Below are 19975 nucleotides of genomic sequence, written 5' to 3'. Positions count from 1 at the left end.
CTGGCAGCGCAGTGCGAATGCGCGCTCAACTTGCTGCGCATGGCGGTCCTCATCATCTTGGCGCCGTGCGCATCAACCCCGTTCGGCCCGTTCGGATTTTCGATCATTGGCGATGCCGGACGTCCGCCGGTCTCCGCGGCCCGCAGCGATGGCCGCTGGCCGCCGCGCTGATCGCGCTGTCCGTCGGTGCGTGCGGCTGCACGCTCGTCGGCGAGCTGATGCAGACCAAGGTGCGGGACTGCGAGGGCTTCGACGTTCCGCTGACCACGCTGTTCGGAACGTCGCGCAAGCAGCTGCACGTGCGCGTCGTCGCCCGCCACGTCGACAGCGACTTCGCTTTCGTCACCGAGAGCGCGCCCGAATCGTTCGTGATGATCGGCTTCACGCCTCTCGGCACCAAGTCGTTCACGCTCGTGCGCCGCGGCGACAACGTCGACGTGCAGACGCTGATGAGCGCCGCGCAGCGCGTGCCGCCGAAGAACGTGATGTCCGACGTGCTCGCGATGTCGATTCCAAGCGCGTGCTCGCCGAGCCAGGACGGGGTCTTCGCGACACCGGTCGGCGACTGGCAGGTCAGCGACAACTGCAAGGACGGCCGTCCGCTCGACCGCAGCATTGCGAAGAAGACCAACGCTGCCGGCCAGAAACCCGACGTTGAGGTCACCTATCAGGGCGACGCGATCATGGTGCGCCAGAACACGTGCAAGTATCTCGCGCGCTACGTGCTCGAGACCGCGCCGGTCGCGGCGGCTACGGCTCTTGCGGAAGTCGCGCCGGCAAAGACCGCTGCGCCGTCGCCGGCAGCTCCGGCGGCGAGCGTTGCGCCTGCGCCTGCGACTGCGCCGCTGCCCGCAGCGCCGTCGACTCCTCGAGTCACCAACGCGCCTGCGGCGAAGCCGCTGCCACCGGCACTGCCGCCGATTCCTGCACCGGCGGCAGCTCAAAGAGTGCCAGCAGGCGTGCCGCCCGCGCCGCCGGCTCAAGCAACGCCGGCGCCTGCAGCTGCCGTCACGCCCGCGCCGCCCGCAGCACCCGCGGCGGATTCGACGACGACGCCGCAGGCCGCACCGACGAAGATCATCCCGCGCACGACAAAGTCGCTCGGAGCATGGTGGCAAAAAAAGAAGACTTCGACGCCGGGCGAAGCGCAGCCAACGGAAACGCCGCCGCCCGCTGCGGCTTCGCCGGCACCGGCTTCATCGCAGCCAGCGGGCGCGACGCCGTAACTAGCGCCGAAGGCCCAGAATCAGCCCGACCACGATGAAGATGATCCGGATCGTGTCGATCCACGGACGGTAGTAGCTGATGCGCTCGGCTGCCGGTGGGTAATACGCGCGCACGGTGCGGCACTCGACCGGCACGCCGCTGCGCAGCGCGCGGATCAGCGCTTCGGTTTCGTAGCCGTAGTGGCGTGCGTGGCCGCCGAGCGCGATCGTTGCGGCGACCGGATAGATGCGAAACCCCGACTGCGTGTCATCGAACAGCCGCCCGCTGGCGATCTCGACCCAGCGATTCGCGAAGCGGTTCCCGAACAGCTTGACCGACGAGATGTCGTGCCCGTCGCGGCTGCGCTCGCCGAGCACGATCGCGTTCGGATTGCCGGCGGCGGCGTCGAGCAGGATCGGCATCTCGCTCGCAAGGTGCTGCCCGTCGCCGTCGACCGTGAAGATGTGCGTAAAGCCGCGTCCGCGCGCCCAGGCAAGGCCCGACTGCAGCGCGCAGCCTTTGCCGCGACGCACCGGATGGCGGTGCACTTCGGCGCCCGCGGCTGCGGCGAGCGCCGAAGTCTCGTCGCTCGAACCGTCGTCGACGACGAGAACGTCGGCAACATGCTCGCGAACACTCTCGACGACGCTCGTAACCGTGGCCGCGCAATCCAGGCACGGTATGATCACGGCAATCCGCATCGATGACGGTGTCGGCGAAGTTGGACCGCCTCCGGCGGCGTGGTAGTCAGCGACGGTCATGTCGGTCGTGAAGTCCCCGGAGGCGCTTCCGGAAGAGCTCCGGGTGGACGGCCTGTGGTGGCGCAAATTTGCGATGCTCGGGTCGGTCTACGGACCGGAGTGGTGGAAGCGCTACTCGCCGCCGGTCATTGCGCTGATCATCTTCGGACTCATTCCTGCCAATCGCCGCGGTGCGATGGCCAATATGAGCCGCATCCTCGGCACGCGCGAGGCGAGCGTGACGATGCCCGCGGCGCTGCGGATGTTCGTCGAATTCGCCAACTGCATGACCGAGACCATGGAATACTTCGGGCCGCGCCCGCATCCGGTCACCGTCGACGTGCCGGAGCCGGATCTGCTGGCCGACGCGCTCGAGCTCGGCCGCGGCGTCGTGGTCGTGACCGGTCATCTCGGCAACTGGGACGTGGCTGCGGCGCGGCTGCTCAAGTACGGCCGCACGGTCACCGTCGTGATGGCCCACGAAGCCAACGCGAGCACGCACGAATACGTGAAACGCATGCGCGAGGCGCACGACATCCGCGTCGTGTACTCGGACAATTCGATCTTCTCTTCGGTGCATCTGGTGCGCGCGCTGCGCGCGAACCATATCGTCGCCATGCAGCTCGATCGAACGAATGCATCGGCGCGAACGATCCGGCTGCCGTTCTTCGGGGCGGACGCGCACTTCTCGGCCGGCCCGTTCCACCTGGCGCGGGTTGCGGGCGCGCCGATCCTTCCGTGTTTCGCGCCGCGTGTCGGCGTGCGCCACTACGAGATCCGCTTCGGGCGCGTGCACGAAGTCGCGGGCCGCTCGCGCCGCGTGGGCATCGAAGGGCTGGCCGCGCGCGTCGCCGAGGACTTCGAGGCGATCGTGCGCGAGCATCCGTGCCAGTGGTTCCAGTTTGCCGATTTCTGGGCGTCGCCCGATGCCGCCGCGCCTACCCGAGGGCTTCCGCAATCCGCGCCCGAACCCGATTCGCGAGCTCGCCCCGCTGTTCGTAGCTGAGATCGGCCGTCGCGATCGGCTCGAGGATCTCGAGCTCCATCTCGCCGGGAAGAATCGCAAGATAGCCGCCTGCCGGCATGATCCGCTCGCTGCCGCGGCACGCGATCGGCACCACCGGCAGCCCGAGCTCGATCGCCGTGACGAATGCGCCCTTCTTGAACGGCGCGAGCATGCCGTCGCGGCTGCGCGTGCCTTCGGGAAAGAACACCAGCGAGTGCCCGTCGTGCTGCAGCCGGCGCAGACGTTCGATGGCCTTTTCCGGATGCTCGCGGTCGACCGGAATCATTCCCATCGTACGCATCACCAGCCCGAGAACCGGCTCGCGGAAAAGCTCCTTCTTGGCCGTGAAACGGTTGATGCCCGGGACGAACCCGAGAATGGCTGCGATATCGAAGTGGCTGCGGTGGTTCGAGACGAACACGCACGGCTTGCCGTCCAGATGCTCCAGACCGCGCACGTGGACCGTGACTCCGAGCACGCGCGCAAGCGTGCGGGCCCGGGCTTTCGCAAATCGCCACGTGCGCTGTTCGTTGCGGCCGACCAGATGAAGCAGCACGGCTGCTGACCCCATCGTAAACAGCATCGTGCGGAAGATGAGCCGGTTGGTGAAAACGCGCAGCCGAGAGACTGCGACCTGCGATTGCGACGCCGCATCCAGTGCGGCCGGCGGAGCGGCGCTCGACATCGTGTCTCCATGCGAGCGGACGTCCGTCGAGTCAAATCACGAGCGTCCGCGCAATTGACTCGCGCCGGATCGGCCCGGATACTGCGCGCGCGATGCGACTTCTTCTCATTTCTCCGACGCATTACGACCGCAGCGGCGCGCTCCTCAAGACGACACGCTACTGGACCAGCGGCACGACGCTTCCGTACCTGAAGGCCATCACGCCGCCCGGGTGGGACGTGACGATGGTCGACGAGCTGTTTGCCGATGTGCCCGGACTGCCGAACGGGACTGCGCAGCCGGATGTGCGATTCGACGTCGTCGGCATCACGGCGATGGGCCCGCAGATCAAGCGTGCGTACGATCTCGCCGACCGCTTCCGCGAGCTCGGCTCCAAGGTCGTGCTCGGCGGCACGTGGGTCACGCTCGCACCGGAGGAATCTCTGCGCCATGCCGACGCGATCGTCGCGGGCGAAGCCGAGCTGGTCTGGGCGTCGTTGCTCGAGGATCTCGCGGCGGGCCGCAGCCGCGGCGTCTACAAGTCCGAAGGCTGGTTCGATCTCGCGAAGATGCCGGTCATCGACCACCGCGAGCTGCCGCTACTCAAATGGGACGCGTTCCGTTCCAGCTGGCTCTATCGGATGTACTTTCACTGGCCGATCACGTTCTCGCGGGGCTGTCCGCACCCGTGCGAATACTGCGCCGTGCAGACGTTCTACAAGCGCAGCTTCCGCACGCGGCCGGTCGAGCAGGTGATCGACGAAATCAAGCGCATCAAGTCGCTCGGCGCCGACCGCCTGCTGTTTCTCGACGACAATCCCGTCGCGCATCCCGAAAAAGCCAAGGAGCTTTTCCGCGCGATGATCCCGCTCAAGATGAAATGGGCGAGCCAGTCGACGATCAACATCGCGCGCGACGACGAGCTGCTCGACCTTGCCGCGCGCAGCGGCTGCGTGAGCCTGTCGATCGGCCTCGAGAGCCTCGACGAGTCGAGCCTCGCGAGCGTCTCGAAGAGCTTTAACAAGCCGTCGCGTTTCGTCGGCGACCTCGCCAAGATCCGCCGCGCGGGCATCCAGGTGATCGCGCTACTGATGATCGGCCTCGACGGCGACACCACGGCGACGTTCGGCCGCTCGCTCGATTTCCTCGTGCGCAACCGCATCTCGTTCCTCAAGCTTTTCACGCCGTGCCCATATCCGGGAACGAAGTACTACGACGACATGCTTGCCGAAGGCCGCATCCTCGAGTCGGACTGGGGACGCTACGACTACGGCAGCGCGATCGTGCGCCCGACGCACATGACGTCGGAGGAAATGCTGGAAGGCTTCCAGAGCGTCTACCGCGAGTTCTATTCGGTGCCGTCGATCCTGCGGCGCCTGGTGCCGCCGAAAGGTCGCCGCTCGCTCGAGACCGCGGCGTACCTCGTCGCCAATCTCAAGGTGAACCGGTACCTGCAGTCGCATCCGGATGCGTGGGGGACGATTTCGTAGGAGCGGATCAGATTGTTCGGTCGTCGAGCCAACGCGTGGTGTTCAGACTGCTGCTGGCGAACACTCCGGCGAGCTCTCCAGCTTTTCGACGAGCCGGTCGAGAAAGACGACCTGGCCTCTCAGCAGCTTGGTGCGCGCGGCCGCGACGTCGAACCACGCGACGCGGTCGATCTCCGGGAACGTGCGCTCGTTCCCGGAACCTTTCGGCCATTCCATCGTAAACGTATTGCTGACGGCCGTTGCCGGATCGAAGTCGCCTTCGGCTGCCCAGATCGTCACGATCTTGCCGCTCGGCTGGCGCGCGGATCCGAGCTCCAGATAGTGCTCGGCAGGAACCGGTGAGCCGAGCTCTTCCTCAAATTCGCGGAGCGCTACTTCGAACGGGTCCTCGCTGTCGTCGTCGTATTCGCCTTTCGGGATCGACCAGCTGCCGTCGTCTTTGCGCGCCCAGTACGGTCCGCCCATATGGGCGAGCAGAACTTCGAGTGACGTATTCGTGCGGCGAAACAGGAGGCAGCCGGCGCTCGAGCGTTTCTTCATCGCATCCGGTCTGATCCCGCGCGCATGGAATATCAACAGGCATCGCCAGGCATCGGTCGTGCCGGCGTTGCGCATGCGGCGTGAAAAAATTCTCGTGTGCTTGCTCGCATGCTGCAGCAGGGCCTACAACTGTAACGGCGCGAGGGGGGCACATGCAGGGCCAACTACAGATCGACCTTGTCGGCGAGCTCGTCGTCGCGCGGCTCAGTGGCGAGCCGACGGCCGAGCTGCTCGCCGATTGCCAGCAGCGCGTGCTGTCGCTCGTCCGCGACTCCGGCCGCGGCAAGGTCCTTTACGATACGCTCGAGATGGAACCTCCCGCGGTGGACGTTCCGTGGGTGCAGCGTGAGCTCGACGAGAGTCTCGGCGACATCCACCTGCGGCGCGCGATCGTCGTGCCGAACAGCAAACTCGCCTACCTCGCGCGCCTCGCATTCGGCGAAGGCGACTACCGGGTCTTCTACAACGACATGATCGAAGCGATGAAATGGCTGCGCGAAGCCGCCGGACCTTCCGGCTCAGCCGGCCACGGTTAGCGCACGTTTACGCGTGATCGCGAAGCTTCTGCTCGCCGTCGCCGCGCGCGCAATGCGCGCAGCAGTACAGGTGGCTCCCGGCTTCGACGCCGTGACCGACGATCGGCGTGCCGCAGTGATCGCAGGCCGGCGCCAGCGAGTGAATCGCGCATTCGAACGAATCGAATGTGTGAACCTCGCTGCCCCAGTGGATCTCGAACGTTTTCGCGTAGTCGTTTCCACAGTTCTCGCATGTCGGCATGGCGTCACCTCCGCAGGGTCGAGCTGTATGCTCGCCGTCCAAGTTGGGAGCGTCAGTGGATTTGGCAACCCGTATCGGCGAGGCGCTCGCCTCGGTGCGCGTTTTTCTGTTATGGGTCGACGCCGACGGGTCAGGTTTGTGCTCCGTGCGGCGGCATCGAAGTCGTCGCAATGTGGGGTGATGACTCGATTGCAATGCGTGGGGTTTTTCTGAGCAAGGTAAGCCCGCCATGAGTCGCACGTTCGATGTCATCGTGTGCGGCGCCGGCCACAACGGCCTGGTGGCCGCGAGCCTGCTCGCGCGCCGCGGCCTTTCCGTGCTCGTCGTCGAGGAGAAGAGCGAGGTCGGGGGCGCATGCAAAACCGAGCGCCCGTTTGCCAGGGCGCCCGAGCTTCGCACGTCGACCGGCGCGTATCTTCTCGGCCTGATGCCGCCCGAGCTGATCGCCACTCTGGGAATCGAGCTGCCGCTCAGGCGGCGCGACCCGCACTACTTTCTTCCGACGACGACGAACCGGTACCTGCTTTTCGGCTCCGATCGCGCGGCGATGCGCGAGCAATTCCTGTCGTTCTTCTCGCAGGCCGACTGGCGCGCGAACGAGGCGCTCGAAACAGAGATCGCAAGCCTGCGCGAAGACGTCGCTCCGACGTGGCTCGCCGAGCCGCTTTCGATCGAAGCGACGGCCGACCGCTATGTTCGTCCGGCGCTGCGCGAAACATTCGTCGATCTGTGCCGCGGCTCGGTCGGCGCGTATCTCGACCGCTTCGGCTTTCGCAGCGACCTCGTCAAGGCGATGTACGCGGTGACCGACGGGCTCTCCGGTCTCAATGGAAGCTGGGATTCGCCCGGAAGCGGAATGAATTTCCTCGTTCACAACCTGTGCCGCCTTCCCGGCGCGGACGGCACGTGGATGATCGTCGAAGGCGGGATGGGGACCGTCACGCAGCGCCTGGCCGACGCCGCCCGCCGCGCCGGCGCGACCATCGAGTGCGGCACGAAAGTCGAGCGCATCCTCCACTCGCATGGAATCGCCGAGGGCGTGCTGACCGAAAGCGCGGACGACATCCGCGCTCGTGTCGTTGTCGTCAACGCAGATCCGTTCCGGATGCAGCAGATGATCGGGCGCAGCAGTCTCACTCCGGACTACAACACGATGGTCGACGGGCTGCGCAAGCCCGGCTCGACGCTGAAGGTCAATCTCGCGCTGCGCGGCCTTCCGCGCTTTCGCTGCCTCGCCGAAGATCGCGGGCAGTACGGACCGACGATCCATCTTCTTCCGGACGAGGACGGCGTGCTCGCGACGCTCGCGCACGGATTCTCGGAAGTTCAGGCGGGAAGGCTCGCATCATTCCCAGCCATCGAATGGTACATCCACACCACCGTCGATCCGTCGCTTCGCGACGCCGACGGCAACCACAACTCGGCGCTGTTCGTGCAGTCGGTCCCGTACGAGCTGAGCGATTCCACGTGGGAGATCGAGGAGGAGCGCTACACGCGCCACCTGCTGTCTTTGTGCGACCGCTTCGCGCCGGGCACGTCCGACCTCGTCGTCGATACGTTCGTGCTGCACCCGAAGAAGATCGAGAGCCACTTCGGAATCACCGGCGGCCACATCCATCACGTCGACAACGGCTTCGGGTTTGCCGACCGGCTTCCGTACGCGACGCCGATTGCCGGCGTGTATTCCTGCAGCGCAGGGACGCACCCGGCCGGCTCGGTAATTGGCGCGGCCGGGCACAATTCGGCGCAACGAGTGCTGGCGGATCTGGGGCTGCGCTGACAGAGAGTGTGAAGTCGCAATGGCTTGTTGGTCCGGCCACGTCAGGGAAGATCAGCACGCCAATCACCCCGGCGGCGTTGGAATGAAACTTCGATGAGTTCTCCGGCTGTGCGCTGAGGACTGCGATGCGGCCGGGTCGACCGACTAGTCCTGACACGATCCAACTCTATGCTTCGTGCACGCGCCGGACGCCGGGTTGGCGATCGTTACAACCGACGCATCGATCTCGGCCGCTCTAACCTCTTTTCGCGGTCTTTCGGCGGTACCCTTCAGTGAGCTGCTGATGCTTCTCGAGCGCCGCGCGTGAACAGCGCTTCCAGTACGTGCCCCTCCGAAATTTTACCGGATTCAGTCACTAGGCCGTCAGGATCAAGCGGTAGCACCCGCACGGGGATCACTCGGTATGCGTCGTGCACAGGACTTAACTGGACTACATCACCGATATCAATGACTGCTTCGTCAAGAAGCTTGTACATTTTCTCGCCCGGTATTTTCGCGAGTAGGGTTAAACGATATCGTTGCTCGACCCAGCGCAATGCGCCGTGCGCTTTGTCGCGAAAACGATAGTGGTGCACGAGAGTGGTATTGCCGCTGATGGTTACTGGAAGGGGCGGCCCGATGGTACTCCATTCATTCAGCGTCGTGTCAATTGCTATCTCCTCGCGTGGGAGAAGAGCGTAACGATCGCCCCTCTCTTCCGAACCAGACGACGTAGCGGGAAGGTTCGGTTGAACAACCACGAGGATGCGTTCGATTACTCCGGACCGTCCTCCCGTATTCGTCATTGCGATGGTTCCGATAATGGTAGCATCTTCGAACTCCATATACCCAAGCGACACACTCTGCCCAAAGCGGGCCTCCAAATGTGCCGGCGCTCGAGACGCGAGATAAGCCTCCCAAGAAATGTAGGCAGACGAGAATGATATGAGGAGCGCGACGAGGCTGATGCCATCCTTTGGCTCAATCCACGATAGCATGTGGCGGTTGTCCCTATTCCGTCGTGTCAAAAGCCCTACCTCCACAATGGCCCAGTTCCTGCTTCGCAATCAGGGACTCGAATTGACTATGCCTTGATAGCTACGTTCGAAACGGCGCCATGACGAGCAGGCAAGTGTCTGATCATGCGTATCTGCTCACCCACCGCACCGATTTCCGCGGGATCGCGGTCTTGGGCTGAAAGCCTTGGGCGAATTACTCGTGCGATGCAGCATTCGTCGCATGGAGCAGCTCATCCAGCGAGACGTGAGCGACCAGGTTTACGAACTTCCTGCACGTCGAGGACGCGCCCGCGGCGGTTCAAGCACTAGGCCATACTTCGTCCGACCCCTTTAATTGCGGCAAGCATCTCGTGCTGAAATCAACTCGGTCTTGCGAGCTTGGTCCATTGGCCGAGAGTCTTTCAGGTCGATATGGCTCATCGCTTTTTGAACGTCAGGATAATCTCCCGACGCATCCTGGAATTAATTGATCCTGAGTCAGCACGTGCCGGGGGCGGAAGGTACCTTCGGTTTGGCGGCAGCGCTCGTTCAGAGCGTGAATACAGTGAGAAGCCGTGAATCTCGGCAAGTGCTTCCAGCAGGTTCGAGTTCTTCACGAACGTGCCGCGAATATTCGAATCGCCTACAACATACACCGCTCGACCTCTATTGATCAGAACACGCGATGTCTCGGCGAGCGCGCGGCTCATATCCAAAGCGTATTGAGCGAAGAGTGAGCGTTCCCTGTGGGCGAGCGTTGATCTACCCAGAAGGTCTTTCACCAGCTTGTCGATCCAGAGGGTTTCACGAGCCTCTCTCGTAGAGCGTTCCGAGCCCACACTGTTGGCACGGATCGAGCGAAGCTCGGAGATCGTATATCCCATCCATACAAGCGAAAATTTGCTGGTCCGCAGATAGTCGATAGCGTTAAGGTACGGTGGGGACGTTAAGACAAGATCGATCGAAGAATCCTTTAACGATAGTTTGCGGGCGTCGCCGCGGCGTGTGATCGTGGATGGCCCAAGTCCCGTTGCTCCACGAGCCGGGCAATTTTTCGCCACTACCGCGACAAGTCTGAGAAAATTTTCGAACGGATCTTGTGGCGCACTTGCGAATACCCGGTGCGGCCGACTGTGCGATAAATCCAATGCACGAGAAGCGCCTGCCTGCTTGGTAATAATTAGGCGTGAAAAGCCACACCAGAGGACATCTCTTATGGCGGTATCACGAACGCGGTCTATTGCTTGCGACAAAGCTGTGAGTTGTCGGCGGCATTTTTTGTCGAACCAGTAGCGCATGAAGCGACGAGTCTCGTCGTCGCTATTTTTAGGATAGTCGTCATCTGACGAGCCGAAAATTACCTGAGCACGAGAAAGCACATCTTTTGCCTTCTTCGAGACTGCTGCTTCATCAATAGAACGCGTCCAAACGGATGCTATCAAGACCGACAACGGATCGATGTCATAGCCAATTGCGCGGTGGCCACGAGCTCGAGCCACCGCCAAGACGGTTCCAGATCCCATCATCGGGTCCAAAATTCGCAATCGTGTGCGAGCGCTTCCTAGCACGTCGAGTGCTATCCCGGGCGCCATACGCGCCGGAAATGGATGCGCAGGGCCACGCCCCAAAATCTCTTTAATCGTAGCGGTATCAGACGATACCTTCGACGAAACCCCTCTGGACGAAGATGGCACTACGGTGCACCCAGTGTGGAGACTACTGAACACACGCCCTGCTCTTTCTTGTATGACAATGAACCTGCAGACCCAGTTATTGTATATAATCCGCGTTTGCGCCGTTCCGCGCGGATCCATCCTTGGCGCGCATGGTCAGCACCTAGAAGTACCGACCATTCCGTCGAGCTAAGGGCAACAATCCCATCGAGCCAGCACACGAGTACGACAAAAACGTGCTCGACTGTTTTTGATAGCTTCTCCAAAGACGAACGATTTTCGGGTGAAAACGTAAATTGCCAAGGTGACAACCGGGCGCCTGAATGTTTTACATGTAAGCCAACTTTCTGATCGATAAGATATGAGTGCAGCCGCCCTTCTTCGAGTAGCTCTGAGATAGAAATACCGCGCTCCGCTAGATCAACTAGATCAGCAAGAACTGCTCCTTGGTATAATTTATAGTCAGGGATCATGCGTTATTCTTGATGAACTGAATAGAGCCGGCAAATTTATAGAAGACTCGAGCTTGTTCGGCTTCATTAAAGAACACTCGAACGTGATGTACCGCTCGTGGAAATTTGTCGGGTTGCATCTGTGATTTCCCGAAGAACCCTTTCTTGCGCCGTATTTTGCTTTTTTCTGTGTCGGGGTACCCAGCTATCGACGAACATCGGTGGACCGCAATCGAGTCGTCTCCACTCGAGTCCATTCGGACAATAAATCGACGTACGTACTCTGGAAAGGCAGCATCGCCGATCAGATTCACAAATTGCGCGAGTTTTCCGCTGCCGGAAATGGTGTCATCTTCGGCAATCTCGTCGAGTTCGTGGCGAAGGTTCTTAGAGAGAGCGAATAGCGGAAAGGACATTTCGCCGCGGTTCAGATCAACGGTGGATCGATCAATGCTTGACGAAGCTGCTGCAGCTATGCGGTTGTCGCTGAGCCAGACGAGCGAACCTTGACCTGCTCGGATCGCTTCAAGCGCTAGTCGGTGGAACACAAAGCAACGGTGCCAGTCCCAGTAAAGTGCGATCGGCATGGTGAGTTCGAAATATCGGAGATACCCACCCCTGCTCCCAAACATTCGGGCTCTTTGAATGTAAGTATCTTGTTGAATCTTGTGCTTTACGTCGCGCGTGAAGAACATTGAGAGAAGATTGTTGAGGGTTACACCGCGCGAGACGATATTCCCCCCGATGATGATGGTGAACAGGCTGGTCGGGTTTATCGCTGCGGAAGCGTTTCGGGTCCAGTCGCGCTCGCTATTCAGAACGATGAGTGAGTGCCTGGAAACATTGTCCAAAATGTAGTGTGTGATCCGGTCAGGGTCGGCATCCGGATATCGTTCCGCGGCAAGTTCCCAAATATTTTTAGTATACGGCGCGAATTTTTCGCAGTCATGGTCTAGAAGCGCATTCAACGCTTCATGCATAGTTCCCCAATCGGTTTTGTGGTCCACCTTCTTTCCACTTGTATGTACAAGGATGGAGTAGTTCTTTTCGTGCGCGTTCGCGTACTTATTCAGGAACGCAACATTTACTAGGAAGCTGAACAGGGCGTTTCTTGCGTATTTAGGGTCTGCGCCTGAATCCGGCAGCAACGTCCGTCGATAGCGCGGCTCATCTTCCAATGGGAAAAATACGTCTTGGCCCGTGTAGTCCGGGTGTGCGGGGAAATGCACCCAGATCTCGCTGTCGTTGCTGAAAGTATTGTTAAGATCTAGGCGTGCTGGAGTGGCGGTAACACCGATATAGATGCCCGACGTTCCTAATATGGCGGAAATTAACTCATTGATTTTCGTTTGCGCGCCTTGATTGATTTTCGAATTTGGCGACGCGTAGTCAGCCTCGTCGTCGATTACGACGACCGATCCTAATTTATCGAGCTTTTCTGAAAGTTTCCGTAGATCATTCGCATTCTTCTTACAGAAGACGACGTACTGTGAACTCTCGATCTGCACGGCAGGGTCGAGGATCTCAGAATAGTTACGCGGTGCTGGTGCGAGTCCCGACTCCTTGAAGCGCCCCAAATTCTGGTCGAGTAGATCGACGCTGTCGTTCAGGAGATGAAGGATAAAGCCGAACCCCTCGTCGATCAGCAAACCGGTAAGGCATATCATCATCTCGGTCTTACCGCTCTGGGGTTCGCCATAAATGACAAACGAATTTCCGCGCTTCTGTCTTAGATTTTCGATGGCTTTTCGTGCGGCAACTTCAATGCAGCTCACATCCTTTCCGCTATCAGTAAGACGCTTCAGTTGACGCTCGTACTGGCGCGACTGTTGAACACAGTTTCGGAAACGCGCGATATCAAAACTCACGATTCTAGCCCCTCCAATCGTATATGGTTAGCGCGGCCACTTTACGCACGCGATACGACGGCGGCGAACCTATGGCCAGCGTGTGGCTTATTCTGCTATGCAGAGGATGGTGACCAGTCTCCAAATCCCTCGGTTTGACCGAGAAAAAACGCTATGAGGTGATAGCAGTCACTCGGTCCTCTCGGAGTGTACCGTCTTCGTATAGTCGACGCGTGAATGGCTGCATCGCTAGTCCGACCGGTCCACCCCGAGCTCGCGAAGGATCGCCACGCGAAGCTCCTGAACCTCCGGACTCGTGAGCTTGCGCGGATGCGCAATCTTCACATCGTAGACGGCCTGGATCTTCGCCGGCCGCGGCGACAGCACGAAGATGCGGTCGGCAAGATGGATCGCCTCCTCGACGTCGTGCGTGATCAGCACGACCGTGTGCCGCTCTTCGGCGAGGATGCGCAGCAGCTCGCCGCGCATGCGCAGGTTCATCAGCGCATCGAGCGCCGAGAACGGCTCGTCCATGAACAGGATCTCGGGCTTGACGACGAGCGCGCGTGCAAGTTCGACGCGCTTCAGCATGCCGCCCGACAGCTCGTGCGGATAGCTTTTCTCGAAGCCTTTGAGTCCGACGATTGCCGCATAGTGATCCGCGAGCCTGGTCTTTTCCTGCGGCGACTGGCCGTTGAGGCCGAACATCAGGTTTTCCTGAACGGTGAGCCACGGGAACACCGAGCCGTGCTGCGAGATGAGGATTCCCTGCTTGTCGGGCTTGGTGCGCTCCTCGCCATCGATCAGGATCGAGCCTTCGTCGGGCCGCACGAAGCCGGCGATGATGTTCATCAGCGTCGACTTGCCGCAGCCGGAGGGGCCGACGATCGCGACGAATTCGCCGTCGCCGACCGACAGCGACGCGTCGTCGACCACGGCAAGCGTTTCCCGGCCGGACGGGAACGACTTGCGGATGCCGCGTACTTCAATCCTGGTGCGCATATCTCCACCGCACCACGCTGAGGCCTTCGAGAAGCCGCATCATTCCATCGAGCAGAAGGCCGATCAGGCCGATGATGATCATCGCCGCGATCACCAGATCGTAGCGGTTGCCGGCGTTGCGCGAGTCGATGATCAGGAAGCCGAGACCCGAGCGCAGCGCGATCATCTCGGCCGCAACGACGACCAGCCACGCGACGCCGAGCCCGATGCGCATGCCGACGATGATCTGCGGCAGCACGGCCGGGATCACGACGCGCGTGAACAGCGTGTAGCGCGAGACGCCGAAGTTTTCGGCTGCCCACAGGTAACGCTTCTCGATCGTGTGCACGCCGGCGGTGGTCTGCACGATCATCGGAAACACCGACGAGATGAAGATCAGGTAGATCGGCGATGCGTTGCCGACGCCGAACCACAGGATCGCGATCGGAATCCACGCGATCGGCGAGATCGGCCGCAGGATCTGGAAGATCGGGTTCAGCGTATCGAACGCGCCGCGCACCCATCCCATCCACAGGCCGAGAGGGATCCCGATGGCGACCGCGAGCAGGAAGCCGGCGCCGACGCGCATCAGCGACGCGCCGATGTGGTCCCACAGCGTGCCGTTGCGAATGAGCTCTACGGTGCCGGTGACGACCTGCCACGGGGTCGGAAAGATCGCGCTTTCGGTGGTGCGCACGACGATCCACCACAGCGCGACGATCATCGCCATCACGGCGATCGACGGCAGCGACCTTCGGAGCAAATCGTTCACGCCGGCGATTCCCCGGGCGCTTTGGACAGGCGACGCACCAGCTCGAGCACGCGCCAGCGAAGCCGCCTCCACGGATTGTCGGGAAACGGCTCGACCTCGACCGTCATCTGGCCGCTCGCGTGCGCGGTGCACGTGAACTGGTTCGTCGATGCAGTGCGGAACGGCAGGCGCAGGCTCTGGCCCGGCATCATCAGGGTCGGTCCGAAGATCTGCGGCACGTCGTCCGAATTCTTCAGCACGAGGACATCGCGCGCTCCGAGCACGAGCCGGATGTGATCCGGGAGGATTTCGTTCTTCTCGCCTGCCATACGCCGGGCCCAGGTTCCTTTCGGAATCACGAAGATCTCATCTCTGGATGCGCCGGATGCTGAATCGACATGGATCGGAGCGAGCGCGGCCCATGTCGTAGCGGCGAGCGCCGCGAACGCAAGCGCCGACAGAAGCGGATGGCCGCGAATGACCCGTAAAATCGGGGTCAGACACTGATTTCTCGAAATCAGTGTCTGACCCCGATTTTGTGCGAGCAAACGAGCATCCCGCTATCGACCGAGGAGGATCTTTGCGTCGTGTACGTAGTCGTCGGGCGTCTGTCCGTACGGCATCAGCGCGCGCAGGTTGCCGTCCGGGTCGACCAGATAGACCGACGACGAGTGCACGTAGCCGCCTCCGTCCTTCACCCGCGCCGCTTCGACTCCGTAGCTCTTGCGCAACGAAGTCAGCTGGTCCTCGCTGCCGGTGCCGCCGACAAACGTCGGATCGAACTTCGCGAGGTAATCGTGCAGCCGTTCGACCGTGTCGCGTTCGGCATCGACGGTGATGTAGACGACCTGCACGTCCGCAGCGCTCTCGCCGAGGTCCTTGTGCGCGCGCGCCAGCGTCGCGAGCGTCGTCGGGCAGATCGCCGGGCACGACGTGAAGCCGAACTCGACGATCACGACCTTTCCGCGAAAACGCCGCAGCGTCAGCTCGCTTCCGTCCGAGCCCTTCAGTGCAAAATCCGGAGCAGGACGCGGCGGGCTGAACTCTCCGGCGCGAAGCTCCTCGGCAGATGCGCGGGCCGCTGACACCAGACTCGCGCCGGCCACGAGGACGGCAGCAATTGCGTGCCGAGTGAAAACGCCCGTCGCGATGCGGCCGATCATGATCTCAGATCGCGATCGCTGCGGGCTTCGCGGCTTTCGCGAAGCTCTCGTCCATGTAGCTTTCGTACGGCACCGGGTGCTTGATCGTGCCGGCCTCGATCGACAGCTGCATGAGGTCCTCGAACTCCGCGCGAATCATCCGCAGGTCGCCGTAGGTAACGCGATCGGTCGGATTCTCCATCACGAAACGGAGGATCTCCGGATCCTGGTTGAAGAACTTCGTTCCGGCCGCGACCGCGACGGCCTTGTCGCGATTGCCCTGCTCGGCATCGAGCCAGAGGCCCGCGCCGAGCACGTGATCGACGAGGTCCTGCACCAGCGGCCGGTTCGTGGCGATCAGCTCTTCGCGCACCGTCAGCACGCAGCAGATGTAGTTGCGCCATTCGTCGCGCGTCATGCGCAGCGGCTTCGCGTAGCCGGCCTTTTGCGCGGCCGCGCCGAACGGTTCGCCGGTGCAGTACGCATCGACCGCTTTCGCGTAGAGTGCAGCGGGCATGTCCGGCGGCGGCATCTCGACGATCTCGATGTCGTCGGGCGTCATCTTCTCCTGCGCGAGCATCTTGCGCAGGAACAGGAAATCGACGGCGAAGCGGCTCGGGATTGCGATGCGCTTGCCGGCAAGCTCACGGAAGTGCTCGTAGCCCGAATCGGTGCGCACCATGATCACTGCCCCCGAGCGATGACCGAGCGAGACGATCTTGACCGGAATCTTCTTGTCGGCCAGATCCATGACGAGCGGCGCGAGCATGTACGCGGCCTGGATGCGGCCGGCCATCAGCGATTCCTTGATCTCCGGCCAGCCGCTGTACTTGCTGTACTCGTATTCGAATTTCGGCTGGCCGGCCGCAAGGGCCGCGTTCGATTTGAGCCGGGACGAGCACGCCACCGGCAGCGTCAGGTTGCAGGTGACCGGCAGCCCGCCGACCTGCAGAACGGAGCCGCTCTTTTCGCTGCTGGAGCAGGACAGGCCGTACAGCGGAAGCGCTGCGGCAACCGATCCGAGCAGGAACTGTCGGCGCGTGAGCGGCAGAGCCGCAAGGGTGTCGGCGAAGGTGTCTTTCAAAGGTAGTCGCTCACGATCTCACGGAGAAAAAGCTGGCGCTCGTTGCCATGCAGGGGTTATCGGAAAGCGCCGTATCGTAGCGGGTGCACAAGACGCTGCAACGCGCAGAGAGCGAGCCGGCGTCAGGCGTCGGCGTTACTCGACCGCCGGCTGAACCGGCGATGGACTTTCCGCCAGGCTCACGGTGCGACGCAGCCACAGCACCGTCGCCACGAACGCACCGATCAGCGCAAATCCGACCGCATTGAGCGCGAGCGTGGGAGGAAACACCAGCACGTAGCCCGCATCCTTGACGAGCGCCGCGAAGCTCGAAACGCAGAACGGCATCAGGAACAGCCGGAAAATCTGCCAGCGGTCGAGCCTGGTGGTTCCCGCGCTCGACGAGCTCGTGCTGATCCACAGCGCGAAGCCGATGATCGCGCTGATGCCGAGCGACGTCGCCCACAGCCGCGGCCGCGCATCGAAGTGCGTCGTGACCGTGACCAGATACCAGATGAGATAGCTCCACAGCACGATCCTTCCGTTCGTCAGCCCGCGAAAATACGAAACGATGTGCGTCATCGTGCTGTGCTTCCCAGCGAGCCGCGGAGATCCTCGCTGATAGCGGAAGCATCCGCGCCTGTCTTGTTCCGGCGTGCAAGCTGCCACTCGAGCGTTCTCCTGCCGAGAGCCGTTCGTTCGGGCGGGCACAGTCGCCGCCAGACGCCGTCCGCCCAGCCGTCCTCGTAGAAACGGAAGCGACTCTTGTGAAACACATATTCGCCGGCCGCGAGCAGCCCGACCAGCACATACGAGAGCGCTCCGGTGTACAGCGCCCATGTTCGCGGTGTTCCCGCGATCGCGAGCACGATGCCGGCGATGGCGTTCGCGAGGAAGAACCCGCACCACACCCAAGTCACGCGGCGGCAATACGGAAGCAGGAAATCCGGAAAGGCTTCGTGCGACGCGATCGCGAACTGCTCGACCATGCTGTGCCGTTCGCGAAGCGTCAGCGCGAACGTCGCGAGCAGCCACAGGCTCGTCAGGCTCGGCAGCAGCTTGAGCAGGACCGGCTCGTCGGTGGCCGTCGCGATCGCGAGCAGCACCAGAAGTATTCCGAAACGGCGGATGAGAAGGGAGACGAGGCGTTTGCGGCCGGTGCCCGAGAACGCGAAAGCCGCGAGCAGGATCGCAAGCGCGCCTGCGCTGATCGTCCGCGCCGCCAGATGATCGAGCCCGGCGACCAGCACGAACGGATACGACGCGACGGCCAGCGCGACGACGGCGATGCGGAGTCCGCGCGTGAATGCCGTTTTATTCATCCGTCGCGCTTTCGCGCTCCTTCTTCATCCCGTTGCGCATGCGCGCTCCTTCTTCATTCGTCGCCGCAACGCTCCCTTCTCATCGTCGCGCATGCGCGCTCCTTCGCGTCATCGCCGTGCAAGCTTTCCGGTTGGCGTCAGCGGAAGCTCGGCGACGACGTCGAAGCTGCGCGGAACCATGTAGCCCGCGAGCCTTTCGCGACAGTACGATGCCAGCTCCTTCGCCGCGGGAGCAGCTTCACCCGCGGCCAGCACGATCTCCGCGACCGGCAGCTCGCCGAGGTGCGGATGCTGGCGCGCCGACACGCGGCTGCGCTCGATCGCCGGATGCGTGTCGAGCACGGCCTCGACTTCCTCGCAGAAGAACTTCATGCCGGCCATGTTGATGCGCGCCGCACGGCGTCCGGCAAGTCGCAGGTCCCCGTCCTCGTCGAACCAGCCCTGGTCTCCCGTACGGAAACCGTCGAGCTCGAGAATTTTCGACGCGGGAGTCCACGGATCGAGGTACGCATCGAGCATTCCGGGCCCCCGGATGCAGATCTCGCCGGTCGTCTCCGGACTGTCGCCGCGCGCAGCGTGGCCGTCTTCGGCGCGCAGCCATACCTCGTACGCCGGCTGCGGCTGGCCGAGCACATCCGGCTTGGTGCGCGCACTTTTGGTGTTCATCACCGGAAGGCCGACTTCCATGATGCCGAGCGCCTGCACGATCGCAATGCCGTAGCGCGCGCCGAATGCCTCGGCGATGTCGGCGCGCAGGCCTTCGGCGGTCGAGATCGTAAGGCGCAGCGTATCCAGCCGCGCCTCGGTCGCATCCTTCGCGAGCAGCTTCATGTGATGCGGAGACGCGTAGAGAACCGTCGCGCGCTCGCGGTTCGCGATCGACAGGATCGCCGGTGCAAGCGATCCGGAAGGAAGCAGGATGGTCGCGCCGTAGCGCAGGTACAGCAGGATCGACACGACGAAGTGATGCGCCATCGGCAGCAGCCACAGCACGCGGTCTTCCGGGCCGATGCGAAGTCCCGCGTTGGCGGCTTCGAGGCGCTCGAGAATTCGATCGTGGCCGATCACGACGCCTTTGCGCTCGCTCGTCGTTCCCGACGTGAAGCGAAGATAGGCCGGTCCGCACGCCGCGAATGCAGATTCGACACCTTCATCGAGCCGCCCATCGGCTGCGTCGTTCGCGACTTCGATCTCGCGGTCGTGCTCGACGAGCGCATGCAGATGGGCACGCCGGCGGATGTCGGCGATCGTCGCGGCCGGATGATCGTCGGCGATCGGAACCATGCACGCACCGGCGGCCAGGATCGCAAGTGCCGTCTCGATGAACTCGATTCCCTGCGGCTGGATCATTCCGACGCGCCACGCCGGACGGATTCCCGCCGCTTCGAGCCGGGCGCGGCGCTGCTGCGCGCGGGCCACCAACTCGCCATAGGTGATCGTGCGAGCGTGCGCCCCGTCGGCGATGACGGCAGGATGGTCCGGCTGCAGGCGGGCGCGCTCGAGGATGCACTCGTAGACGTTCACGGCCCGACAGATGCACGAGAATGCCGGCGTGCTCCAGCGG

21 protein-coding genes are annotated in these 19975 nt (G+C 62.4%); 5 read left to right on the top strand and 16 right to left on the bottom strand.

The features are described 5' to 3' along the window. Positions 1 to 17 precede the first annotated feature (17 nt). Complete coding sequence (locus tag VN634_07280) at positions 18 to 1226, top strand: DUF3261 domain-containing protein (protein ID HXC50666.1); 1209 nt, start codon at positions 18 to 20, stop codon at positions 1224 to 1226. Here the strand turns inward: VN634_07280 and VN634_07275 are convergent, their stop codons facing one another. Then, positions 1227 to 1967 (bottom strand): glycosyltransferase family 2 protein, encoded by a 741-nt coding sequence (locus VN634_07275; GenBank protein ID HXC50665.1) that lies wholly within the window; start codon positions 1965 to 1967, stop codon positions 1227 to 1229. On the opposite strand from VN634_07275, the gene VN634_07270 reads away from it, so the two are divergent. Continuing rightward, complete coding sequence (locus VN634_07270; protein HXC50664.1) at positions 1966 to 2952, top strand: lysophospholipid acyltransferase family protein; 987 nt, start codon at positions 1966 to 1968, stop codon at positions 2950 to 2952. The two genes, VN634_07275 and VN634_07270, sit on opposite strands and share 2 nt — an antisense overlap. Here VN634_07270 and VN634_07265 read toward each other — a convergent pair. Then, positions 2885 to 3637 (bottom strand): lysophospholipid acyltransferase family protein, encoded by a 753-nt coding sequence (locus tag VN634_07265; GenBank protein ID HXC50663.1) that lies wholly within the window; start codon positions 3635 to 3637, stop codon positions 2885 to 2887. The genes VN634_07270 and VN634_07265 overlap by 68 nt on opposite strands. 92 nt (positions 3638 to 3729) lie before the next feature. Here VN634_07265 and VN634_07260 point away from each other — a divergent pair, with 92 nt between their 5' ends. Beyond that, a complete protein-coding gene (locus tag VN634_07260; protein ID HXC50662.1) occupies positions 3730 to 5106 on the top strand; it encodes a radical SAM protein in 1377 nt (458 codons plus the stop codon). A 42-nt stretch (positions 5107 to 5148) separates the two neighbouring features. On the opposite strand, the gene VN634_07255 is transcribed toward VN634_07260, so the two are convergent. Next, positions 5149 to 5646 carry an NUDIX domain-containing protein gene (locus VN634_07255; protein HXC50661.1) on the bottom strand — a complete coding sequence of 166 codons (498 nt, stop codon included), beginning with the start codon at positions 5644 to 5646 and terminating at the stop codon, positions 5149 to 5151. Positions 5647 to 5798: 152 nt separating this feature from the next. Between VN634_07255 and VN634_07250 the strand changes: the two genes are divergently transcribed. Beyond that, on the top strand, positions 5799 to 6182 hold the full coding sequence (locus VN634_07250; GenBank protein HXC50660.1) for a hypothetical protein: 384 nt from the start codon (positions 5799 to 5801) through the stop codon (positions 6180 to 6182). 7 nt (positions 6183 to 6189) lie between these two features. Here VN634_07250 and VN634_07245 read toward each other — a convergent pair whose 3' ends face one another. Continuing rightward, entirely contained in the window at positions 6190 to 6423 is a 234-nt protein-coding gene (locus tag VN634_07245; GenBank protein HXC50659.1) for a hypothetical protein, read from the bottom strand. Between the two features lie 229 nt (positions 6424 to 6652). Here VN634_07245 and VN634_07240 point away from each other — a divergent pair, with 229 nt between their 5' ends. Further along, entirely contained in the window at positions 6653 to 8203 is a 1551-nt protein-coding gene (locus tag VN634_07240) for an NAD(P)/FAD-dependent oxidoreductase (protein HXC50658.1), read from the top strand. 269 nt (positions 8204 to 8472) lie between these two features. On the opposite strand, the gene VN634_07235 is transcribed toward VN634_07240, so the two are convergent. The 12 genes from VN634_07235 to VN634_07180 all read right to left on the bottom strand — a co-directional run bounded on the left by VN634_07235 (position 8473) and on the right by VN634_07180 (position 19935). Beyond that, entirely contained in the window at positions 8473 to 9027 is a 555-nt protein-coding gene (locus tag VN634_07235) for a hypothetical protein (GenBank protein ID HXC50657.1), read from the bottom strand. 590 nt (positions 9028 to 9617) lie between these two features. Beyond that, positions 9618 to 10706 (bottom strand): hypothetical protein, encoded by a 1089-nt coding sequence (locus VN634_07230; protein HXC50656.1) that lies wholly within the window; start codon positions 10704 to 10706, stop codon positions 9618 to 9620. Positions 10707 to 10873: 167 nt separating this feature from the next. Next, the gene (locus VN634_07225; GenBank protein HXC50655.1) at positions 10874 to 11326 is read right to left on the bottom strand and encodes a hypothetical protein; all 453 of its coding nucleotides are present in this window, start codon (positions 11324 to 11326) and stop codon (positions 10874 to 10876) included. Beyond that, entirely contained in the window at positions 11323 to 13173 is a 1851-nt protein-coding gene (locus tag VN634_07220; protein HXC50654.1) for a Z1 domain-containing protein, read from the bottom strand. The genes VN634_07225 and VN634_07220 overlap by 4 nt, the downstream gene beginning before the upstream one ends. A gap of 228 nt (positions 13174 to 13401) precedes the next feature. Further along, complete coding sequence (locus VN634_07215; protein ID HXC50653.1) at positions 13402 to 14154, bottom strand: ABC transporter ATP-binding protein; 753 nt, start codon at positions 14152 to 14154, stop codon at positions 13402 to 13404. Further along, positions 14138 to 14905, bottom strand: a complete 768-nt coding sequence (locus VN634_07210) for an ABC transporter permease (protein ID HXC50652.1) — start codon at positions 14903 to 14905, stop codon at positions 14138 to 14140. The genes VN634_07215 and VN634_07210 overlap by 17 nt, the downstream gene beginning before the upstream one ends. After that, positions 14902 to 15243 (bottom strand): hypothetical protein, encoded by a 342-nt coding sequence (locus VN634_07205; GenBank protein HXC50651.1) that lies wholly within the window; start codon positions 15241 to 15243, stop codon positions 14902 to 14904. Before VN634_07205 ends, VN634_07210 begins: the two co-directional genes overlap by 4 nt. 201 nt (positions 15244 to 15444) lie before the next feature. After that, positions 15445 to 16047, bottom strand: a complete 603-nt coding sequence (locus VN634_07200) for an SCO family protein (protein HXC50650.1) — start codon at positions 16045 to 16047, stop codon at positions 15445 to 15447. Between the two features lie 4 nt (positions 16048 to 16051). Then, positions 16052 to 17110: an ABC transporter substrate-binding protein gene (locus tag VN634_07195; GenBank protein HXC50649.1), complete on the bottom strand. Its 1059-nt coding sequence runs from the start codon at positions 17108 to 17110 to the stop codon at positions 16052 to 16054. Positions 17111 to 17245: 135 nt separating this feature from the next. Continuing rightward, the gene (locus VN634_07190; protein ID HXC50648.1) at positions 17246 to 17671 is read right to left on the bottom strand and encodes a hypothetical protein; all 426 of its coding nucleotides are present in this window, start codon (positions 17669 to 17671) and stop codon (positions 17246 to 17248) included. Beyond that, positions 17668 to 18411 carry a hypothetical protein gene (locus tag VN634_07185; GenBank protein HXC50647.1) on the bottom strand — a complete coding sequence of 248 codons (744 nt, stop codon included), beginning with the start codon at positions 18409 to 18411 and terminating at the stop codon, positions 17668 to 17670. The genes VN634_07190 and VN634_07185 overlap by 4 nt, the downstream gene beginning before the upstream one ends. 108 nt (positions 18412 to 18519) lie before the next feature. Then, complete coding sequence (locus VN634_07180) at positions 18520 to 19935, bottom strand: class I adenylate-forming enzyme family protein (protein HXC50646.1); 1416 nt, start codon at positions 19933 to 19935, stop codon at positions 18520 to 18522. Positions 19936 to 19975 lie beyond the last annotated feature (40 nt).

This window comes from Candidatus Limnocylindrales bacterium, from assembly GCA_035571835.1.
Lineage (GTDB): Bacteria > Desulfobacterota > Binatia > UBA1149 > CAITLU01 > DATNBU01.
Note: the sequence above shows the minus strand (reverse complement) of the source record. Positions and strands in the feature narration are given on the sequence as shown.

What these genes read in the sequence shown, in the direction of transcription:
- VN634_07225 (HXC50655.1), bottom strand. Translation starts at nt 11,326, where the DNA reads ATGATCCCTGACTATAAATTATACCAAGGAGCAGTTCTTGCTGATCTA.
- VN634_07200 (HXC50650.1), bottom strand. Translation starts at nt 16,047, where the DNA reads ATGATCGGCCGCATCGCGACGGGCGTTTTCACTCGGCACGCAATTGCT.
- VN634_07280 (HXC50666.1), top strand. Translation starts at nt 18, where the DNA reads ATGCGCGCTCAACTTGCTGCGCATGGCGGTCCTCATCATCTTGGCGCC.
- VN634_07265 (HXC50663.1), bottom strand. Translation starts at nt 3,637, where the DNA reads ATGTCGAGCGCCGCTCCGCCGGCCGCACTGGATGCGGCGTCGCAATCG.
- VN634_07275 (HXC50665.1), bottom strand. Translation starts at nt 1,967, where the DNA reads ATGACCGTCGCTGACTACCACGCCGCCGGAGGCGGTCCAACTTCGCCG.
- VN634_07245 (HXC50659.1), bottom strand. Translation starts at nt 6,423, where the DNA reads ATGCCGACATGCGAGAACTGTGGAAACGACTACGCGAAAACGTTCGAG.
- VN634_07240 (HXC50658.1), top strand. Translation starts at nt 6,653, where the DNA reads ATGAGTCGCACGTTCGATGTCATCGTGTGCGGCGCCGGCCACAACGGC.
- VN634_07270 (HXC50664.1), top strand. Translation starts at nt 1,966, where the DNA reads ATGTCGGTCGTGAAGTCCCCGGAGGCGCTTCCGGAAGAGCTCCGGGTG.
- VN634_07185 (HXC50647.1), bottom strand. Translation starts at nt 18,411, where the DNA reads ATGAATAAAACGGCATTCACGCGCGGACTCCGCATCGCCGTCGTCGCG.
- VN634_07190 (HXC50648.1), bottom strand. Translation starts at nt 17,671, where the DNA reads ATGACGCACATCGTTTCGTATTTTCGCGGGCTGACGAACGGAAGGATC.
- VN634_07230 (HXC50656.1), bottom strand. Translation starts at nt 10,706, where the DNA reads ATGATGGGATCTGGAACCGTCTTGGCGGTGGCTCGAGCTCGTGGCCAC.
- VN634_07235 (HXC50657.1), bottom strand. Translation starts at nt 9,027, where the DNA reads ATGGAGTTCGAAGATGCTACCATTATCGGAACCATCGCAATGACGAAT.
- VN634_07250 (HXC50660.1), top strand. Translation starts at nt 5,799, where the DNA reads ATGCAGGGCCAACTACAGATCGACCTTGTCGGCGAGCTCGTCGTCGCG.
- VN634_07260 (HXC50662.1), top strand. Translation starts at nt 3,730, where the DNA reads ATGCGACTTCTTCTCATTTCTCCGACGCATTACGACCGCAGCGGCGCG.
- VN634_07215 (HXC50653.1), bottom strand. Translation starts at nt 14,154, where the DNA reads ATGCGCACCAGGATTGAAGTACGCGGCATCCGCAAGTCGTTCCCGTCC.
- VN634_07255 (HXC50661.1), bottom strand. Translation starts at nt 5,646, where the DNA reads ATGAAGAAACGCTCGAGCGCCGGCTGCCTCCTGTTTCGCCGCACGAAT.